This window comes from Thermococcus argininiproducens (genome assembly GCF_023746595.1).
Lineage (GTDB): Archaea > Methanobacteriota_B > Thermococci > Thermococcales > Thermococcaceae > Thermococcus_A > Thermococcus_A argininiproducens.
This window is the reverse complement of sequence record NZ_CP080572.1, coordinates 939,369-955,071: the sequence shown is the minus strand read 5'-3', so window position 1 is coordinate 955,071 and position 15,703 is coordinate 939,369. Positions and strand designations below refer to the sequence as shown.

Below are 15,703 nucleotides of genomic sequence, written 5' to 3'. Positions count from 1 at the left end.
ACCTTCACCCCTTTTCCCTGAGCTTTATCAATGTTCTTGTTATAATCCTATCAATATCCACAGTTTTTCCTCCCCAACTCTTCATTGGGTCCACTCCGTCCTCACCGTATCTGAACTGCACAACAATTCCTGTTGGGTCTCTCACAGTTCCATCATAGTCTACTTTGAGATCCTGTAGAGCATTTATAAGTCTGCGTTGCATGTAACCGCTTTGTGCTGTTCTAACAGCAGTGTCAACGAGACCTTCTCTACCACCCATTGCATGGAAGAAGTACTCTTGAGGTGTTAAACCGCTCTTATATGAATTTACTATGAAACCTTTTGCTCTTGCACCAAGGTCTCCAGGCTTGAAGTGACTTAATACTCTGCTCCTATATCCTCTATACAGTCTCTTACCTCTAATAGACTGCTGACCAAGCATAGCGGCCATCTGAGTGATGTTGAGAATCTTACCTCTTGCTCCAGTTTTGGCCATGATGACAGTATGATTATTCATACCCAAGTACTTCTCTGCAACTTTACCAGCGTTATCTCTAGCCTCAGATAGAACCGCCATTATCCTGCTTTCAAGAGTTTCCTCTAAGGTTTTACCTGGTAAAGGCTCTAACTCTCCATTCCTGTATGCCTCTATAAGTCTCCGTACTTTATCCTCTGCTTCCATTATTATCTCTCTAATTCTTGCCTTAGCCTCTCCAGGAAGATCTTCATCGTCTATTCCAGTAGTGAATCCCTTGTGGGTGATAACCCATATTGCCAATTTCGTCACTTGATCGAGGAACTGTCTAGCTCTCTCAACGCCATACTCCCTAACTATAATGTCTAACAACTTACCATCTTCTCTACCATATGCCTTCTTGTCTATTGCACCACTGAGCAATTTACCTTTTAAGATGTAAACAAATCCGTCTGTGGCCACCTTTCTAATCTCTTCTTCGCTTGGAATGAGTTTCTCTTCAATAAGCTTTTCAATAGGCTCACATTGAGATGGATCATCACATAATTTGTTTTTGTACCATACTGTTAGGTCTTCAGGGAGTAGCAGGGAGAATATAGTCTTTCCACTCCAGTACTCAACACCATTTTCAACTTTATCTGGTTTTGGAAGCTCTTTTACCTCGACTCCTGCGAACATTAGCATGTGCTCCACTTCATATTTAGTGAAATATGCCCCTTCCCTAGTTAAGAGATATCCTCCCGATATGTGATCTTGAATACCTCCAATAATTGGCCCACCGTACCTTGGAGATAAAATATGATTCTGGACTTCCATCAAAATCCTAGCTTCTGCTTGAGCCTCTTCTGTTTGTGGTACGTGAAGGTTCATTTCATCTCCATCGAAATCAGCGTTATACGGCGGACAAACTGCTAGATTGAGCCTAAACGTCCTATATGGCATTACTCTAACCCTATGGGCCATGATACTCATTCTGTGAAGTGAGGGTTGTCTATTGAACAGAACAATATCCCCATCTAGGAGATGTCTTTCAACAGTCCACCCAATATCGATCATGTTAGCGATAGTCTCTCTATTGCTTTCCATGAGACGAATTCTTCTACCTTGTGGATCTATAACATAGTTTGCTCCAGGATATTTTTCCGGGCCATTGAGAATCATTTTCCTTAATTTTTCAATATTGAATTCAGTGACTTTTTCTGGGATAGTAAGTTCCATTGCCACTACCAAAGGAACTCCCACTTCATTTATACTTATCATGGGGTCTGGACTGATTACTGTACGAGCGGAGAAGTTAACACGTTTACCACTAAGGTTCTTCCTGAATCTTCCCTCCTTACCTTTAAGTCTTTGGGCAAGAGTCTTAAGAGGCCTTCCACTTTTGTGTTTTGCCGGAGGAATTCCTGAGGTTTCATTGTCAAAATATGTAGTAACGTGATATTGCAGAAGATCCCAAAGGTCTTCGATAATAAGTTGCGGGGCTCCAGCTTCAATGTTTTGCTTTAAACGTGCGTTAATTCTTATAATATCAACAAGCTTGTGTGTAAGATCATCCTCGGCCCTTATACCACTTTCAAGTGTTATTGAAGGTCTCACATTGACTGGTGGGACTGGCAGGACTGTGAGTATCATCCACTCAGGCCGTGATTTCTCAGGATCAAGTCCCAAAAGTGGCAAATCCTTATCGATAATCTTCTCAAACCTATCTCTTATTTCACTAGGCATCATTCTGTGTCTATATTCGTTCCCTTCTTCGTCAGTTCTTATCTCCCAATATATTGTTGGTCTCTCAAATTTTATTGGAAATTGAGGGGCCCCACAGTGAGGACATACCATTCTCTCTTTTGCTTTTTTATGGATCTCTGATATTAATGCATCAATTTCGCTCTTTCTAGCCTCGTTTATACTCAGCTTGCCCATATACTCCTCAATCTCTTCATCTGTAAGCTTAATTCTTCCACATTCCCTACAAGTGCTCTCAAGAGTCCTGTAAATTGTTTTAGCAAATCCAACATGGATCACTGGTCTTGCAAGTTCTATATGCCCAAAATGACCAGGACACTCCTTATAATTAGCACCACAGGTTTCACATCTAAGGTTGGGGTCTATGACTCCCAATCTTCTATCCATTAGACCCCCATCTATTGGATAACCATCCTCTGAGTAGGTGTCTGGAACTGTGATTTCTGCAGCACTCATTTTTCTAATTTCTTGAGGGGAGAGCACACCAAACTCAATACTCCCAATGACCTTTTTCATTGAATGCATGACTATCACACCCTCTCCTTAAGTTTTAATGATGGCCTAATACCCATCGCCTTTATCTCGTCAAGCAACAACTTGAATGCATAACTCATCTCTACCCTACTTATATTCTCCTCTTCTCCACATACAGGGCAGTAAACCTTATCCCTACGCTTATCTTCGACTGCTAAATGTCCACAGCTCTCACATACCCATACTTCTGTCTTATCGCTTTCTTCTAGCAATCTTTCAACTAATAGCATTGATGCCCCATGTCCTATAAGCACGTCACGTTCCATTTCACCAAATCTTAAACCACCTTCTCTAGCTCTACCCTCAGTTGGTTGCTTTGTAAGAACCTGTACTGGTCCTCTTGAACGGGCGTGGAGTTTATCAGCTACCATATGGTGAAGCCTCTGGTAGTAAATGACACCCACAAAGATATCTGCCTCAAGCTTTCTCCCCGTAATTCCATCATACATAACTTCTCTTCCAGAGTGCTTGAAGCCAAGTTCTTCTAGTTCTTTTCTAAGTTTTTCCTCTGGTTCCCCAATAAATGCCGTTCCATCAATCCTTCTTCCTTTTAGAGATGCTACCTTTCCACCTATTGCTTCAATTAGCTGACCAACAGTCATACGAGACGGAATACCGTGTGGATTAACTATGAGATCTGGTACTATTCCATTCTCTGTCCAAGGCATGTCCTCCTGAGGAACTATAAGTCCAATCACACCTTTCTGTCCATGTCTTGAAGCAAACTTATCTCCAAACTCTGGGATTCTAAGGTCTCTAACGGTTACCTTAACGAGTTTAGTACCATCTCCTGTTTCAGTGATAATAACCTTATCCACAATACCCTCTTCTCCGGGTCTCATTGTAACACTTGTTTCCCTTCTTCCCTGTAAGATTCCAGCTCCCAAACTAGTTTGTTCTTCAAGGAATCTCGGTGGAGATGTTCTTGCAACTAGAACATCTTTTCCTCCAACCTTTGATTCTGGGAATGCTATTCCATCTTCGTCAAGATTTCTATAGTACTTTTCACCTAAGAATCCTCTAACGGTTGGATCTGGGATTTCAAATTTATCAGTTTGTCCACCCATGTATTTCTTTTCTTCAGCTTCATATGTCCTGAAGAATGTTGATCTTGCCAATCCCCTCTCAATTGAGGCCTTATTCATAATAACAGCATCTTCCATGTTATATCCACTATAGCTAAGAATTGCAACTACAAAGTTTTGACCAGCAGGTCTTTGTTCAAAACCTACAGCTTCCATAATTCTCGAGTTAACAAGTGGAACCTGTGGATAATGCATCAAATGGCCTCTAGTATCAACTCTTATTCTGAAGTTAGCCCATCCCAAACCAAGGCTCTGCTTGGCCATACCGGCTCCATAGGTGTTTCTTGGAGCAGCGTTGTGCTCTGGATATGGAACAAGTGAAGCAGGCAATCCTAGGATGGCAGCAGGCATTATTTCCAAATGTGTATGCTCTTCACTAACTTCCCATGGCCAAGTGGCAACGTAAGCATTCTCTTCTTCCTCCGCATCAAGATATTCAATAACACCCATTCTCACCAAATCGCTCCATTTTAATGTGCCGTTCTTTATCGCTTCTATATGCTCCTTGGTCAATTTTGGAACACCATTTTCCACTATAATGAGAGGCCTTCTGACTCTACCATCATCGCTGTTGATGTAAATTTCCCTGACATCTTCATAGTATGCTACGTTTATCACATCACTTATCCTTCCTGCTCGTCTGTCGTCTTTTATTCTGTTAACCAATGCCACACCGTCTCTGTAAGTACCAATAAGGACTCCATTAAGATAAATTCTCCAGTCCTCAGGTTCAGGCCTTTTCTCCTCAATATGAACTATTCCAAGACTCTCCAAATATGCAAACACTTCTTCCTCAGAAATTGCTGTAGTAATCTGAGCCATAAGAGACAAGTTCTTAACCAGTCCACAATTAGGACCTTCTGGGGTCTCAGTAGGACATATTCTTCCCCAATGGGTTCCATGCAGATCTCTTGCCTCAAAATGAGGTTGATCTCTGCTTAATGGAGAAGTAACTCTTCTTAAGTGAGAAAGTGTGGACATGTAGTTAGTTCTATCAAGCAATTGACTAACACCAGTCCTTCCTCCCGGCCAAGCCCCGGTTGCAAGAGCATGTTCAATTCTTTCAGTTAACACATCCGGTCTCACAGAGTTCCTCACAAACCTTTGGATATCCTGAAAAGTGTATTTTTCTCCTTTTCTTTGGTAAGTCTTAGTTAGTTGATATTGCATGTCCTTCACAAGTTGACCAAATGCAACTCTGAAAAGATCTCTTAAAAGATCACCAGCGAGTTTGAGCCTTTTACTGGCATAGTGGTCTTTATCATCTTCGCCTCTTAGTCCAAGTGAAAGTTCAATAACTTTGAGTGCCATCATTCCTAGATAGTATGCTTTCTTTATCCTATCTTCAGGGGTCACTCCCATGTGTGGAAGGAGATTATTGTCAATTATTGATTGGGCCCTTCTAAGCCGATATTCTCTTGGTTGTCCAGGCATTGCTTTTTTTCCAATATAATCCAAAGCCTCTTCTTGAGTTTGTACATCACTTGCATCTTCCAAGTTATCAAAGAGAACTTGTTGAACTTCAGGGTTATTGCTCACAGCATCAACTATCTCTTTATCACTTTCGAGTCCAAGGGCCCTCATAAGGTGCACAAACTTAATAACTCCTGGTACATTGGGGATTGAAACATACAACAACCCATCTTTTCTTCTTTCTACAGTTATTAACGCCCTATAACCATGTCTATATGAGAAACACTTTGCTATATACCTATTCTGCCTTTCATCAATTTCAACAAGAGTTCTGTTTGGAGCTAAATCCTCGATAGATACAATAACCCTTTCAGACCCATTAATAATGAAATATCCCCCTGGATCTCTTGGATCCTCTCCATATGCTATAAGCTCTTCAGCACTCAGGTTGTAAAGGCGACAGATTTTAGACTTAAGCATTACCGGAAGTTCTCCAATCCTCACTTCCACAGGTTCTTGTTCAATTCCCTTTACGACTGGTATCATCTCCAAGAAAATTGGAGCGGAGTACGTTAAATTTCTAATTCTAGCATCTATAGGATATAAAGGCTTTCTTTGCCCGTGGGCTTCCTGAAATTCTGGTTCTCCAAGCCTTATCCTTCCAAATTTAACTTCAAAGTCTGGTATATCCGGCTTAACCCCACCAAATTCGTTAATTACCTCTTGCATTCCGTGGTCAATAAAGGCATTATAAGAATCAAGATGCTGTCTTACAAGCCCTTTTTCATCCCAGTAGCTTTTCATAACATGCCAAAGATCATCCGGAGTAACCTCAACAACAGTAGGACCTCTCATGTTCTCACCTCAAAACTTCAATCTTCAACAACAATTCTATAATAGTAATAAACCCCCGCAGTAGGGCTTTTTCTTTTTATTTCTATTACATCCCCAACCTTAGCCTCAAGTGCCTGAACTGCCGGATCACTTGCTTTGATTTGTGGTAACTGAGAAGGCTTAATATTGTATTTTTTCAGTAATTCTTCCTTCTCTTCCTCATTTAGTACCCTATGCTCAGGAACTAACACATGATCAAATATTGTAAAGGTTTTTTTCGCCGTCACAGAGAATTGCCCCCTTTAAAATTTTTTAGAAGGTACACCCTCTCACTACCTCCAGCTTTTAATTTGAGTATATAAGCTTTTCGAGAGTTTAGTCTGAAAGAGGGTTTATATTGTTTGCGTAAAGTTTAAGAATTCCCTTGAAACGCATGAGAGGCTATTGATGTGCGCTTATGCACATTTTGATGGTGGGGCCGCCGAGATTTGAACTCGGGTCACGGGCTCCCAAAGCCCGCAGGATAGACCAAGCTACCCCACGGCCCCATTGTAATGACTGGAGCCCCGGGCGGGATTTGAACCCGCGGCCTGCGGATTACAAGTCCGCCGCCCCACCAGGCTAGGCTACCGGGGCACCGAAATGAAGAAGGCCCTAGTGAGTATATAAACTTTTCGCTAAAACCATACCGTAAGCTTTATAAATGCACTTATACTCCCTATCATTGGGTTCGTGCCGCCGTAGCTTAGTCGGTAGAGCGCCGGACTGTTAATCCGGTGGTCGCCCGTTCAAGTCGGGCCGGCGGCGCCAATCAATATGGGCCCGTAGCTCAGCCTGGTCAGAGCGCGCGGCTCATAACCGCGTGGTCGGGGGTTCAAAGCCCCCCGGGCCCACCACTTCCTTTTCAAAAACAAGCCACTCTTCTTGAGACTCTAAATCCACTAGATATCCATATAATAAACCTTCCTCAAATTCTAACTTTAATACGCACTTTCGTTTAGTTAAAAGTCTTTTATGAACCCATTCAGGAAGTTTTTCTGGATCTATCCAGATGAGGTAATCCTCAACATAAACTCCAATTAAGTGATGATTTTTGAAGAGATATCCTCTAATGTCTAATAGTTCAAAATACCTAATTTTATCAGCTTCCACAGTAGAAAAACATTTCACTTTTGATGCCATATGATATCACCCTAATAAACATAGAACTTAAAAGATTTTTAGGAACTCGGTGAAACGAAAGTTCCATAGATCACAGTTTCTCATTAAAGAATTTAAGAGCTTAAAATAACTTGTTGTTCGAAAGAAACTATAAGAAACCGGTATTTTGGCGGGCCCGCCGGGATTCGAACCCGGGACCTTCGGCTCCGAAGGCCGACGCCCAATCCCCTAGGCCACGGGCCCTCAAAAAAGTTATAACACGGTGCCTACATAAAAGTTGCGGTGATAAAATGATACTCCCAGATCATAAAATTAGAAAGGAAATACTGATTGAACCTTTCAACGAGAAATCTCTTCAACCGGCAGGCTACGATCTGAGGGTTGGAAAAGAAGCTATGGTAAATGGGAAGTTCATAGATGTCGAAAAAGAAGGGAAAGTGACTATTCCTCCTAAAGGTCATGCACTAATACTAACCCTAGAAAGAGTGAAACTCCCCGATGATGTCATGGGTGACATGAGGCTAAGAAGCACCTTTGCACGGGAAGGTCTTTTAGGAAGTTTTGCTTGGGTCGATCCAGGATGGGACGGAAACCTCACCTTGGCACTGTTCAACTCCTCTGAAGAAGAGGTGGTGCTTTACTACGGAGAAAGATTTGTACAAATAGCATTCCACTGCCTTGAAGAACCCTCAAGCAAACCGTACCGTGGCACTTACCAAGGAAGCCAACATTTAAAACTTTCAAAAAGAAAAATGAAATGAGTTTTTATTTTCTTCAATTTTCACAAAATGTACCCTCAAAACCCTACTTTTTACCCTTTGGTTCAGAAATAGTAATTCATACATTATAAGCAGAGTGCAAGAGCTTTAAAAAGGTGTTGCATTATAAATATAATTGAAAGGAGAAAATAGAAGAGATTTCAGCCGAAGAGTGCACCAAGTCCAGCAAGCGCCTCTTCTTCCTTCTCCTCTTCCTCTTCTTCCTCTTCTGCTGGAGCTTCCTCTGCTGCAGCCTCAGCAGCTGGAGCTGCAGCTGGAGCAGCTGCAACTGCAACTGGCATTGCAGCTTTCTCAATAACTTCCTCAATGTTAACTCCCTCAAGGGCTGCAACTAGAGCCTTCACTCTTGCATCATCAACTTCCACACCAGCAGCTTGAAGGAGGTTCTTTATGTTCTCCTCAGTTATCTCCTTACCAGCAGCGTGTAACAATAAAGCAGCGTATACATACTCCATCTCCTTACACCTCCAAGTTATCTTTATTTTCCCATTATTAGATGCGCATCAGCCAAATAAGGCTCCCAAGCCAGCGAGAGCCTCCTCTTCTTCCTTCTCCTCTTCCTCTTCTTCTTCAACTTTTTCCTCAGCCTCTTCAGCTGGCTGAGGCTGAGCCGCTATAACTTGTGCTTGTTGGTTTAAAAGCTCTTTGGTCTTCTCGTCAAGCAACTCCTCTGGTAACTCTTGAGCTATGAGCAATGCAATTCTGAAGGCCTTGCCAAGTATATCTCCAGCAGTCTCTTTGGTAACATAACCTGCTTCCACAGCGACATTCTTTGCACCCAGGAATGCCTTTTGTATAATTGCTTCAATTGTTTGCTTCGTTGGATATGCCACATTAACTGACAAGTTAAACGCGTGCATATAAGCTTGTTGAAGCATGCTAATGTATTGTTCTTCATCAATTGCAAGTACCTCTGGAGTGTAAACAATACCATCCTCATAAGCTGCGAGTAGCTTGAGACCTACTTCAAGAGGCTCAATTCCAAGCTGATTAAGTATATTAGCCAGTTGAGGAGTTATAATCTCGCCTGTTTTTAATACAACTGTATCTTTTTGTATTGATACCTTACCTTTCTCAATTCTTGCAGGAATTCCCAAAGCTTGCATCTCACCAACAAGAGGTCCGGGGGATAGTGGTGTCGGACCTGCTGGAACTACAATGTCTCTTGGTGCTGGAACCCCAGGTTTTGCTGGAGCTGGCTTTTTGCTTTCTTCAAGGAATTTATAGAGCTTAAATGGATTCATCTCAGTTACAAGTATTCCTGCTCCACCCTGAATGTAATCAACAAGCTTCTCAATCTCAGGATTTCCAAGTTCTTGTGCTGCTTTTCTGAGGGCAATTTCAATTAATGTATTTCTTGAAACCCTGAAAATTGCCTTACCCCTAAGGCTCTCTCTCATCTTTGATAATGGATAAGCTGGAACATCTGCCACATCTACCAGTGCAACTACTGGGTAACTTTTGATAAGCTCAGCAAGTTCTTCTACTTCTTTTTTCTTCCACTCAGCAACATGAGCCATCTATATCACCCCTCTATTTTTACAGCTGGGCCCATTGTTGTTTTGACGTATGCTGACTTGACTTGGTTTTCTCCCCTCTCAAGTTTTCCTATTATTGCATTGAGTACTGTCTCAATGTTTTCAGCAAGTTTCTCGTCTTCCATAGCCTCAGTACCAACTGGAGCATGGACTACTGGATTGTTCTTAAGTTGTATTCTAACGGTCTTTTTAAGTTTCTCAACGAATGGGGTAAGGTCTGTTACCATTGGAGGAACTACTACAGGCATTTTGTTTCTTGGACCTAAATATCTACCCAAGTACCTACCAATTTTTGGCATCAATGGGGCAGCCGCAATGAAAAAGTCGTAGTTCTTTGCTATTTTCCTCGCAGCCCTTGGATTGCTCCCCAATTCTTCCAATTCCTCACCACTAATTACCCTAAGCCCGAGCTTTTTAGCCGCCTCGGCAACGGCACCATCAGCGATGACCGCGATTTTTGGTTCCTTCCCACGACCATGTGGCAGAACAACCTCAAGCTTAAACCTATTCTCAGGTTTTTTAAGGTCAATATCCTTGAGGTTTACTGCCACTTCGAAGGTCTGTGTGAAGTTACGCGGCTTAGCCCGGGCCTTTGCCTCCTTCACCGCTTCCACGATTTTTTGCCTATCAAAGGCCATTTTTCTGACCTCCCTCTTTTTTATTTAAACTGGAAGGAAAAATCAAAAATTCGTAAAAGAGGAGATTTTTAAACTTTTCCCTCACTCTTCCTTTGCAAATACTTCATCATAAATTCCTTCATCAATCTCTTTCTGCACTTCTCTTGGATCCTTGCCTTCAATAGTGACACCCATGCTTAAAGCTGTTCCAATAACCTCCTTGGCAGCTGCTTTTAAGTCAGCTGCTAGCATTTGCTGTTTCTTTGCCCTTGCAATTTTAATTACTTGCTCCATTGTTAGATTACCCACAATGTTTCTTGTAGGTTCATCCGATCCTTTTTCTAGACTTAGTTCCTTCTTTATGAGTTGGCTTACTGGTGGAGTCCCCACTTCTATCTCAAATTGCCTCGTCACTGGATCAACAATAATCTTGACCGGTACTTGCATTCCAGCAAAGTCTTTTGTTGCCTCGTTTATTCTGTCAACAACTTGCTTAACATTTAATCCCAGTGGACCAATAGCTGGACCCAATGGAGGACCGGGAGTAGCTTTACCACCTTCAACTAACACCTCAACGATTTGTTTCTTTGCCATTCTCTTCACCCCTCTACTCCTCTGAGCGTTTGCTTATAAGCCTAACGTATTCTCCTCTAACAGTTACGGGGATTGGTACTATTGCCCCAATTAGTTCAACAACAATCTCATCTTTTGATTCATCAACTCTGACAACTTTAGCTTTCTCACCCTTAAATGGACCAGCAATTAATTCAACGATATCTCCTGGCTCAAATCCACTAACAGCAGGTTTCTCTTCTAGAAAATGCTCTATTTCACCAAATGAGATTGGTCCTGGAAGTGTACCTTTTGCATGCCTGATGCCTCTTATTGCCTCATCCACAGCAGCTTTTTCTATGGCCTCAACAAAAATATACCCCCTAACTTTTGAGGGAGATAATATAGCCATAATGGGCAAGCCGTAAGTTTTGGCCTTACTGTAAATAAGCTTAGCTGTATTCTCCTCTTGACCTACTGTTACACGTACTGCAAATATTTTGTTCTCACTCATCTTTATCACCGATTAACCTCAAGTTCCTTGAACTAAAGAGCCAATAACACGGATGAGCATCCCAATAATACCAACCAAAATTATCCCAATGCCCGTTATTTTAGCAGCAAGTTTGTATTCTTTCCAACCCGGTTTTTTTGTGACTAGGAAAACCCTCTTGGACTCAGAGAGGAAACTCTTAAACTTTTCCATATAGCTCTCTGCCATTTTCCACACCCCTCACAACCTTCAGAGTTGACTATTCATAGAGTATTTAAAAGTTATCCTTATTACTCAGTAGACCTACAACTTTAGGAAAAATTCATGAAAAAGTAAAGACAAAACAAAGCCCTCTAAAGCTCAGTTAAATCAATTTTAACGATCTTTCTTTCCTCTTCAAAAGAATATGGTGCCTCTGCCTCCTCAACAACAGCATATGGGGAGCTTACTCCAGTAACAACGACCATCACTCTTATTGTCTTCTCAAGATCATGATCTAACTGAATTCCCCAAATAACCTGGGCTTCTGGATCAAGTTTACTTGTAACCAGTTCTATTATCTGTTGGGCCTCCTCAAGTTTAACATCGCTTCCAGCAATACTTATCAATGCTCCCTTAGCACCGCTTATATCAACGTCCAAGAGAGGACTGTTCAAAGCCTGGTTTGCGGCTTCTAATGCCCTCTTTTCACTGTCACTCTCTCCAATACCAATCATAGCAATGCCACCGTCTTTCATCACAGCCCTTACATCAGCAAAGTCCAAGTTGATTAGACCTGGTCTGGTTATGAGCTCTGTAATGCCTTTAACAGCTTGCACAAGAATCTCATCTGAAACCTTAAATGCCATTTGAATTGGCAAATTCGGGGCAACTTCCATAAGTTTATCATTGGGGATCACAATTACAGTATCACTGTTCTTTCTGAGTCTTTCAAGACCATACTCTGCATTTTTAATTCTTCTTATTCCCTCAACTGTGAATGGGAGTGTGACTACTGAAACTGTTAGAGCTCCCATTTTCTTTGCAAGCTCAGCAACTATTGGGGCCGCACCAGTACCAGTACCCCCACCAAGACCACAAGTGATGAACACCATATCGGCCCCTTCAAGAGCATCCCTAATATCCCTTTCACTCTCTTTCGCCGCTTCTTCACCAACTTTTGGATTGTTTCCTGCACCAAGTCCTCTTGTAAGGTCCTTTCCAATCAGGATTTTTTTATGGGCTCTTATCTTTAAAAGATCTTGAGCATCAGTATTGACAGCAATTACTCTTGCTCCTTGAATTCCAACTTCCATCATCCTATTGATAGTATTACATCCAGCCCCACCAACACCAATAACATAGATTTTTGCTTGCACTTGTTCCAGAATTTTCTTAAGTTCTTCATCAATGTCAGAAGTTGGTGTTTGAACTTCAACTGGAGTACTTGCTCCTGCAGATGTTCTTTCTATTGCATTTTCAATCAATTTCAACATCTTTTCACCCTCCGGCCGATAACAGTTCTAAATGTTTTTTCACATTCTCTACATATATAAACCTTAGCTAAGTTAGTTCAACTGATATTTAAATGTGTACTTTTAAACCTTTAAACATTTCGCTTCTTTGTTAGTCCTTAATAAACTCCAAATCAAATTCTTCTGCAATAGCTCTAGCCACCTGTTTCGTTTCCCCTTTACTACCCTTCCAATCCACATAAATACCATTTACTACACCTGAAGTCCTGTTTATAGCTTTAAGAAGCATCTCCTTTGAAATAGGATGTGCATATTTTGCCACTATGTGAGAAAATGCAAGTTCCGAATCTAGCGCAGTCTTGGTTTGTTTTGGAGCATAATGACCACCACCGATCCCAATCACTGTTTTAAAGTTGTGATTTCTATCATAATTATTAATCACGTACAAGATAGTCTCTGCAACGATCTCCCCTGCTTTATCATTTTTCCACTCCTCCTCGCTAGATCCAATTTCTATAAATAAAGAGGGCACATTAAGTTCACTTGGTCCGTGGTGCGTGGCCTCATAACACACTGTCCATCCCAAATCATTAAGTTCATTTAGCTTTAAAAGTGCCAGTTTCATCGCTATTGGTTGGGAAAGGGCCAAACTATCATCTTTTCCTCCATACATAGCTTTTCCCCAGTTACCTGTAACATGTGTTGTTAAAGCGGGCAATCTTTGCTGACTTGAGTGCCTTGATGCAAATATTATAATCTCAGGGGTTATTCCAAGCTGTCTTTTTATCTCCAAATCAAGGTTATCATAGTATATCATTTCCCTATTTGTAGTTAATAAGATGGTCTCTCTGTTCTGATAGACCACACTATCATCAAATTCTTGATCGGTTTCTTTAAATCCGAAATTTTCAGTTAATTTTTGTCTGATGTTCATAGAAGCCAAATCCACTTTTGTTGTCATTACAACTTTCATTTTATATCCCCTACAAATCACTGAGAAAAATCATAAAAACTTTTGCCTACTCCCAAGTGGGATGAGCTTCCAATAAAAATTATGATGAATAAAAGAGCAAACATTACTAGTAAGTGGTATCATAAGTATAGCCCTTTCCTTAATCGTTAGGATCATCTTAAAAACAGAAAATGTACTCAGCAACCTATGAATCAACGATAAACACGGAAAACTAGTACTAGTGTTATGTAATGTACCTACTAGCAATCTCCTCAACAGAAGGATTTCAGAAAACCTAAGAAAAGAAATAATTATCGATTATCGGTGTAATATGATTGGCAAGTATAACACCCCATTTTGTGCCAGTAGCTCTGGATATGCTGTAATTATTGCCCTTAAGTTATTTGAAAAAACTCAGAAGTTAACCTCCTCCCTCTCTTGCCTTTTCTAATTCTTGAATAATTGTCTGAGTTAAGTTTTGAATGTTTTGAGCCGCATTTAATACAGTTTGCCTAACTATTCGAATTACCACAAAAACAATTATCAATATAATAGCTACCATCATCAAATATTCTATGGCTGCTTGGGCATTCCTTTTCATGTTTATCCCCCAAATGCTTGAGCTATTTGCTTTGCTACGAAACCCGATGCAATAATAAATCCAACTGCAACTGCACTGGTTATGACAACAAAGTCCACCAATTTATCCAATACATACATTAATATCTTTTTCTCTTTTTCATCCATTCTAACCACCATATAAAGAATAACTATCAAAGATATTAATAAATGTTTAGTCAAAAAGAAAAGATGGCTAGTAAAGCATAACTTCAAAACCAAGTTCACTCAAAAGGTCCGCAAGCTCTTCACTATCCACATACACTAGCAGGTGATGGTTTCCAAGAGTTCCATCAATGAAATCTTTTGCTTCTTCTATTTTAAGCTTTAATTGGGTCCTACATCTATGCTTACTCCTCTCTTGGCCCAAAACTTCAACTCCTGCTACCACTGCCTTTCTTCCTCTAATTTTTAGTAAAGAGGCCTTCCCTTTTGGAAGACTTACTGCAACGCCTACACCTTTCCCACTTTCAAAGTGTGACCTTAAAATATAGCTGGCAATTAGTGGAGCAGTACAATGGGCCAAGATTATATGGTTCTCTCCATAATCTGCTATGTTGCCCATAAAAGCTGGTTTGTCAAAGAATTTTCTCACTATAAGCATCCCTAATAGGGAATTTAGCTCTCCTTCACACGCAGCAGGAATCCCCTCTGCATTCAGCATTGCTAATGCCAAACAGGGAGTTGCATTAAGTTTGTTAAGCATTTCAAAGCATCCTATGGCAAACCCATCCAATTTGTAATCATTAATTATTCTCTTAAGAGCCACATATATTCTACCAGCTTTTACAAGATCTTCTCTTTGTGGTTCTTTAATCTCCTTGGCTTTTGCAATAATTTCCTCCACAGCCTTCCAGCCTTCCGCTTCAGTAGTTCCATCATAATACTCGTAGAATTTTTTCAAACTTATATGAATATAAGGAAGTCCGAAGTTCTCATTTATCAGCCAAATCGAAGTCCTTCCTATAAGACCCAATCTAATGTTGAGGAATTTATCAAGCATGTTTTTTATATCCTCATACCCTAAAATGGCTGCTTTTAGTTCACTAATGCTCTTCACAAGTGCTGTCGGGATTAGGTTGTCCCTAAAATATTCCCTAAGCTCAATAGCTGCAGCAATGGAGTTATTGAAAGAGTCTCCAAAAAGAATTATCGGCTTTCTATAATAAACAAATTCTTTCAACGCATTTTCAGTTCCTCCTGTAAGGGGATAAATAACAATGATGTCTACATCCTTAAAGTCTACCTCTCTAGTGTCCGATTTTGAAGATATAAAAGTGCCACCTTCTATTTCAAATTCATCCACAAGTTTCATTAAAAACTTGGAAGCTTTTTCTTCAAAGGCCTTAGGGTCTGCTATTTCACTAATCCCAAACGCTATTCCTACTTTCATCTCACCAACCTCCAGAATGTTAAGGAGTAGAAAGAATTTAAGGTTACCGTTTTAAGGTCTGAGATACAATAATAGAGTGTGAT

At 40.7% G+C, this 15,703-nt stretch carries 15 protein-coding genes and 5 tRNA genes; 3 read left to right on the top strand and 17 right to left on the bottom strand.

The genetic code is table 11. The features are described 5' to 3' along the window. Window positions 1-4: 4 nt before the first annotated feature. From K1720_RS05045 to K1720_RS05025, 5 genes are all read right to left on the bottom strand, one after another. Entirely contained in the window at window positions 5-2,722 is a 2,718-nt protein-coding gene (locus K1720_RS05045) for a DNA-directed RNA polymerase subunit A' (RefSeq protein WP_251950398.1), read from the bottom strand. Between the two features lie 5 nt (window positions 2,723-2,727). After that, complete coding sequence (locus tag K1720_RS05040) at window positions 2,728-6,084, bottom strand: DNA-directed RNA polymerase subunit B (protein WP_251950396.1); 3,357 nt, start codon at window positions 6,082-6,084, stop codon at window positions 2,728-2,730. 17 nt (window positions 6,085-6,101) lie between these two features. Continuing rightward, window positions 6,102-6,350 (bottom strand): DNA-directed RNA polymerase subunit H, encoded by a 249-nt coding sequence (locus K1720_RS05035; RefSeq protein ID WP_251950395.1) that lies wholly within the window; start codon window positions 6,348-6,350, stop codon window positions 6,102-6,104. Between the two features lie 183 nt (window positions 6,351-6,533). Next, window positions 6,534-6,611 (bottom strand) — tRNA-Pro (locus K1720_RS05030). Window positions 6,612-6,622: 11 nt separating this feature from the next. Further along, window positions 6,623-6,699, bottom strand: a tRNA-Thr gene (locus tag K1720_RS05025). Window positions 6,700-6,797: 98 nt separating this feature from the next. Here K1720_RS05025 and K1720_RS05020 point away from each other — a divergent pair. Both K1720_RS05020 and K1720_RS05015 read left to right on the top strand, forming a co-directional pair. Next, window positions 6,798-6,873 (top strand) — tRNA-Asn (locus tag K1720_RS05020). A gap of 8 nt (window positions 6,874-6,881) precedes the next feature. Further along, window positions 6,882-6,959, top strand: a tRNA-Ile gene (locus K1720_RS05015). A gap of 432 nt (window positions 6,960-7,391) precedes the next feature. Here K1720_RS05015 and K1720_RS05010 read toward each other — a convergent pair. Beyond that, a tRNA-Arg gene (locus tag K1720_RS05010) sits at window positions 7,392-7,467 on the bottom strand. Window positions 7,468-7,514: 47 nt separating this feature from the next. Between K1720_RS05010 and dcd the strand changes: the two genes are divergently transcribed. Beyond that, the gene (gene dcd / locus K1720_RS05005) at window positions 7,515-7,985 is read left to right on the top strand and encodes a dCTP deaminase (protein ID WP_251950393.1); all 471 of its coding nucleotides are present in this window, start codon (window positions 7,515-7,517) and stop codon (window positions 7,983-7,985) included. A gap of 158 nt (window positions 7,986-8,143) precedes the next feature. Here the strand turns inward: dcd and rpl12p are convergent, their stop codons facing one another. From rpl12p to K1720_RS04950, 11 genes are all read right to left on the bottom strand, one after another. After that, the gene (gene rpl12p, locus K1720_RS05000) at window positions 8,144-8,458 is read right to left on the bottom strand and encodes a 50S ribosomal protein P1 (RefSeq protein ID WP_251950391.1); all 315 of its coding nucleotides are present in this window, start codon (window positions 8,456-8,458) and stop codon (window positions 8,144-8,146) included. A gap of 48 nt (window positions 8,459-8,506) precedes the next feature. Beyond that, entirely contained in the window at window positions 8,507-9,523 is a 1,017-nt protein-coding gene (locus K1720_RS04995) for a 50S ribosomal protein L10 (RefSeq protein ID WP_251950389.1), read from the bottom strand. 5 nt (window positions 9,524-9,528) lie between these two features. After that, window positions 9,529-10,179: a 50S ribosomal protein L1 gene (locus K1720_RS04990; RefSeq protein WP_251950387.1), complete on the bottom strand. Its 651-nt coding sequence runs from the start codon at window positions 10,177-10,179 to the stop codon at window positions 9,529-9,531. Between the two features lie 81 nt (window positions 10,180-10,260). Next, window positions 10,261-10,752 carry a 50S ribosomal protein L11 gene (locus tag K1720_RS04985; protein WP_251950385.1) on the bottom strand — a complete coding sequence of 164 codons (492 nt, stop codon included), beginning with the start codon at window positions 10,750-10,752 and terminating at the stop codon, window positions 10,261-10,263. A gap of 13 nt (window positions 10,753-10,765) precedes the next feature. Further along, window positions 10,766-11,224, bottom strand: coding sequence for a transcription elongation factor Spt5 (locus K1720_RS04980; RefSeq protein ID WP_251950383.1), 459 nt, complete (start codon window positions 11,222-11,224; stop codon window positions 10,766-10,768). 18 nt (window positions 11,225-11,242) lie between these two features. Next, a complete protein-coding gene (locus tag K1720_RS04975) occupies window positions 11,243-11,431 on the bottom strand; it encodes a protein translocase SEC61 complex subunit gamma (protein ID WP_055282362.1) in 189 nt (62 codons plus the stop codon). 125 nt (window positions 11,432-11,556) lie between these two features. Next, window positions 11,557-12,678 (bottom strand): cell division protein FtsZ, encoded by a 1,122-nt coding sequence (gene ftsZ, locus K1720_RS04970; RefSeq protein ID WP_251950380.1) that lies wholly within the window; start codon window positions 12,676-12,678, stop codon window positions 11,557-11,559. 130 nt (window positions 12,679-12,808) lie between these two features. Further along, on the bottom strand, window positions 12,809-13,630 hold the full coding sequence (locus K1720_RS04965) for a D-aminoacyl-tRNA deacylase (RefSeq protein WP_251950378.1): 822 nt from the start codon (window positions 13,628-13,630) through the stop codon (window positions 12,809-12,811). Between the two features lie 400 nt (window positions 13,631-14,030). After that, window positions 14,031-14,210 (bottom strand): class III signal peptide-containing protein, encoded by a 180-nt coding sequence (locus tag K1720_RS04960; RefSeq protein ID WP_251950376.1) that lies wholly within the window; start codon window positions 14,208-14,210, stop codon window positions 14,031-14,033. Window positions 14,211-14,212: 2 nt separating this feature from the next. Beyond that, window positions 14,213-14,368 carry a hypothetical protein gene (locus tag K1720_RS04955; protein ID WP_251950374.1) on the bottom strand — a complete coding sequence of 52 codons (156 nt, stop codon included), beginning with the start codon at window positions 14,366-14,368 and terminating at the stop codon, window positions 14,213-14,215. Between the two features lie 55 nt (window positions 14,369-14,423). Further along, window positions 14,424-15,620 (bottom strand): L-arabinose isomerase family protein, encoded by a 1,197-nt coding sequence (locus K1720_RS04950; RefSeq protein ID WP_251950373.1) that lies wholly within the window; start codon window positions 15,618-15,620, stop codon window positions 14,424-14,426. Between the last annotated feature and the right edge of the window lie 83 nt (window positions 15,621-15,703).

Excerpts from the sequence above, each read along its gene's own strand:
- dcd (WP_251950393.1), top strand. The coding sequence starts at position 7,515 with ATGATACTCCCAGATCATAAAATTAGAAAGGAAATACTGATTGAACCT.
- K1720_RS05040 (WP_251950396.1), bottom strand. The coding sequence starts at position 6,084 with ATGAGAGGTCCTACTGTTGTTGAGGTTACTCCGGATGATCTTTGGCAT.
- K1720_RS04985 (WP_251950385.1), bottom strand. The coding sequence starts at position 10,752 with ATGGCAAAGAAACAAATCGTTGAGGTGTTAGTTGAAGGTGGTAAAGCT.
- rpl12p (WP_251950391.1), bottom strand. The coding sequence starts at position 8,458 with ATGGAGTATGTATACGCTGCTTTATTGTTACACGCTGCTGGTAAGGAG.
- K1720_RS04980 (WP_251950383.1), bottom strand. The coding sequence starts at position 11,224 with ATGAGTGAGAACAAAATATTTGCAGTACGTGTAACAGTAGGTCAAGAG.
- K1720_RS04995 (WP_251950389.1), bottom strand. The coding sequence starts at position 9,523 with ATGGCTCATGTTGCTGAGTGGAAGAAAAAAGAAGTAGAAGAACTTGCT.
- K1720_RS04975 (WP_055282362.1), bottom strand. The coding sequence starts at position 11,431 with ATGGCAGAGAGCTATATGGAAAAGTTTAAGAGTTTCCTCTCTGAGTCC.
- K1720_RS04955 (WP_251950374.1), bottom strand. The coding sequence starts at position 14,368 with ATGGTGGTTAGAATGGATGAAAAAGAGAAAAAGATATTAATGTATGTA.
- K1720_RS04965 (WP_251950378.1), bottom strand. The coding sequence starts at position 13,630 with ATGAAAGTTGTAATGACAACAAAAGTGGATTTGGCTTCTATGAACATC.
- K1720_RS05045 (WP_251950398.1), bottom strand. The coding sequence starts at position 2,722 with ATGCATTCAATGAAAAAGGTCATTGGGAGTATTGAGTTTGGTGTGCTC.
- K1720_RS04960 (WP_251950376.1), bottom strand. The coding sequence starts at position 14,210 with ATGAAAAGGAATGCCCAAGCAGCCATAGAATATTTGATGATGGTAGCT.
- ftsZ (WP_251950380.1), bottom strand. The coding sequence starts at position 12,678 with ATGTTGAAATTGATTGAAAATGCAATAGAAAGAACATCTGCAGGAGCA.
- K1720_RS04950 (WP_251950373.1), bottom strand. The coding sequence starts at position 15,620 with ATGAAAGTAGGAATAGCGTTTGGGATTAGTGAAATAGCAGACCCTAAG.
- K1720_RS04990 (WP_251950387.1), bottom strand. The coding sequence starts at position 10,179 with ATGGCCTTTGATAGGCAAAAAATCGTGGAAGCGGTGAAGGAGGCAAAG.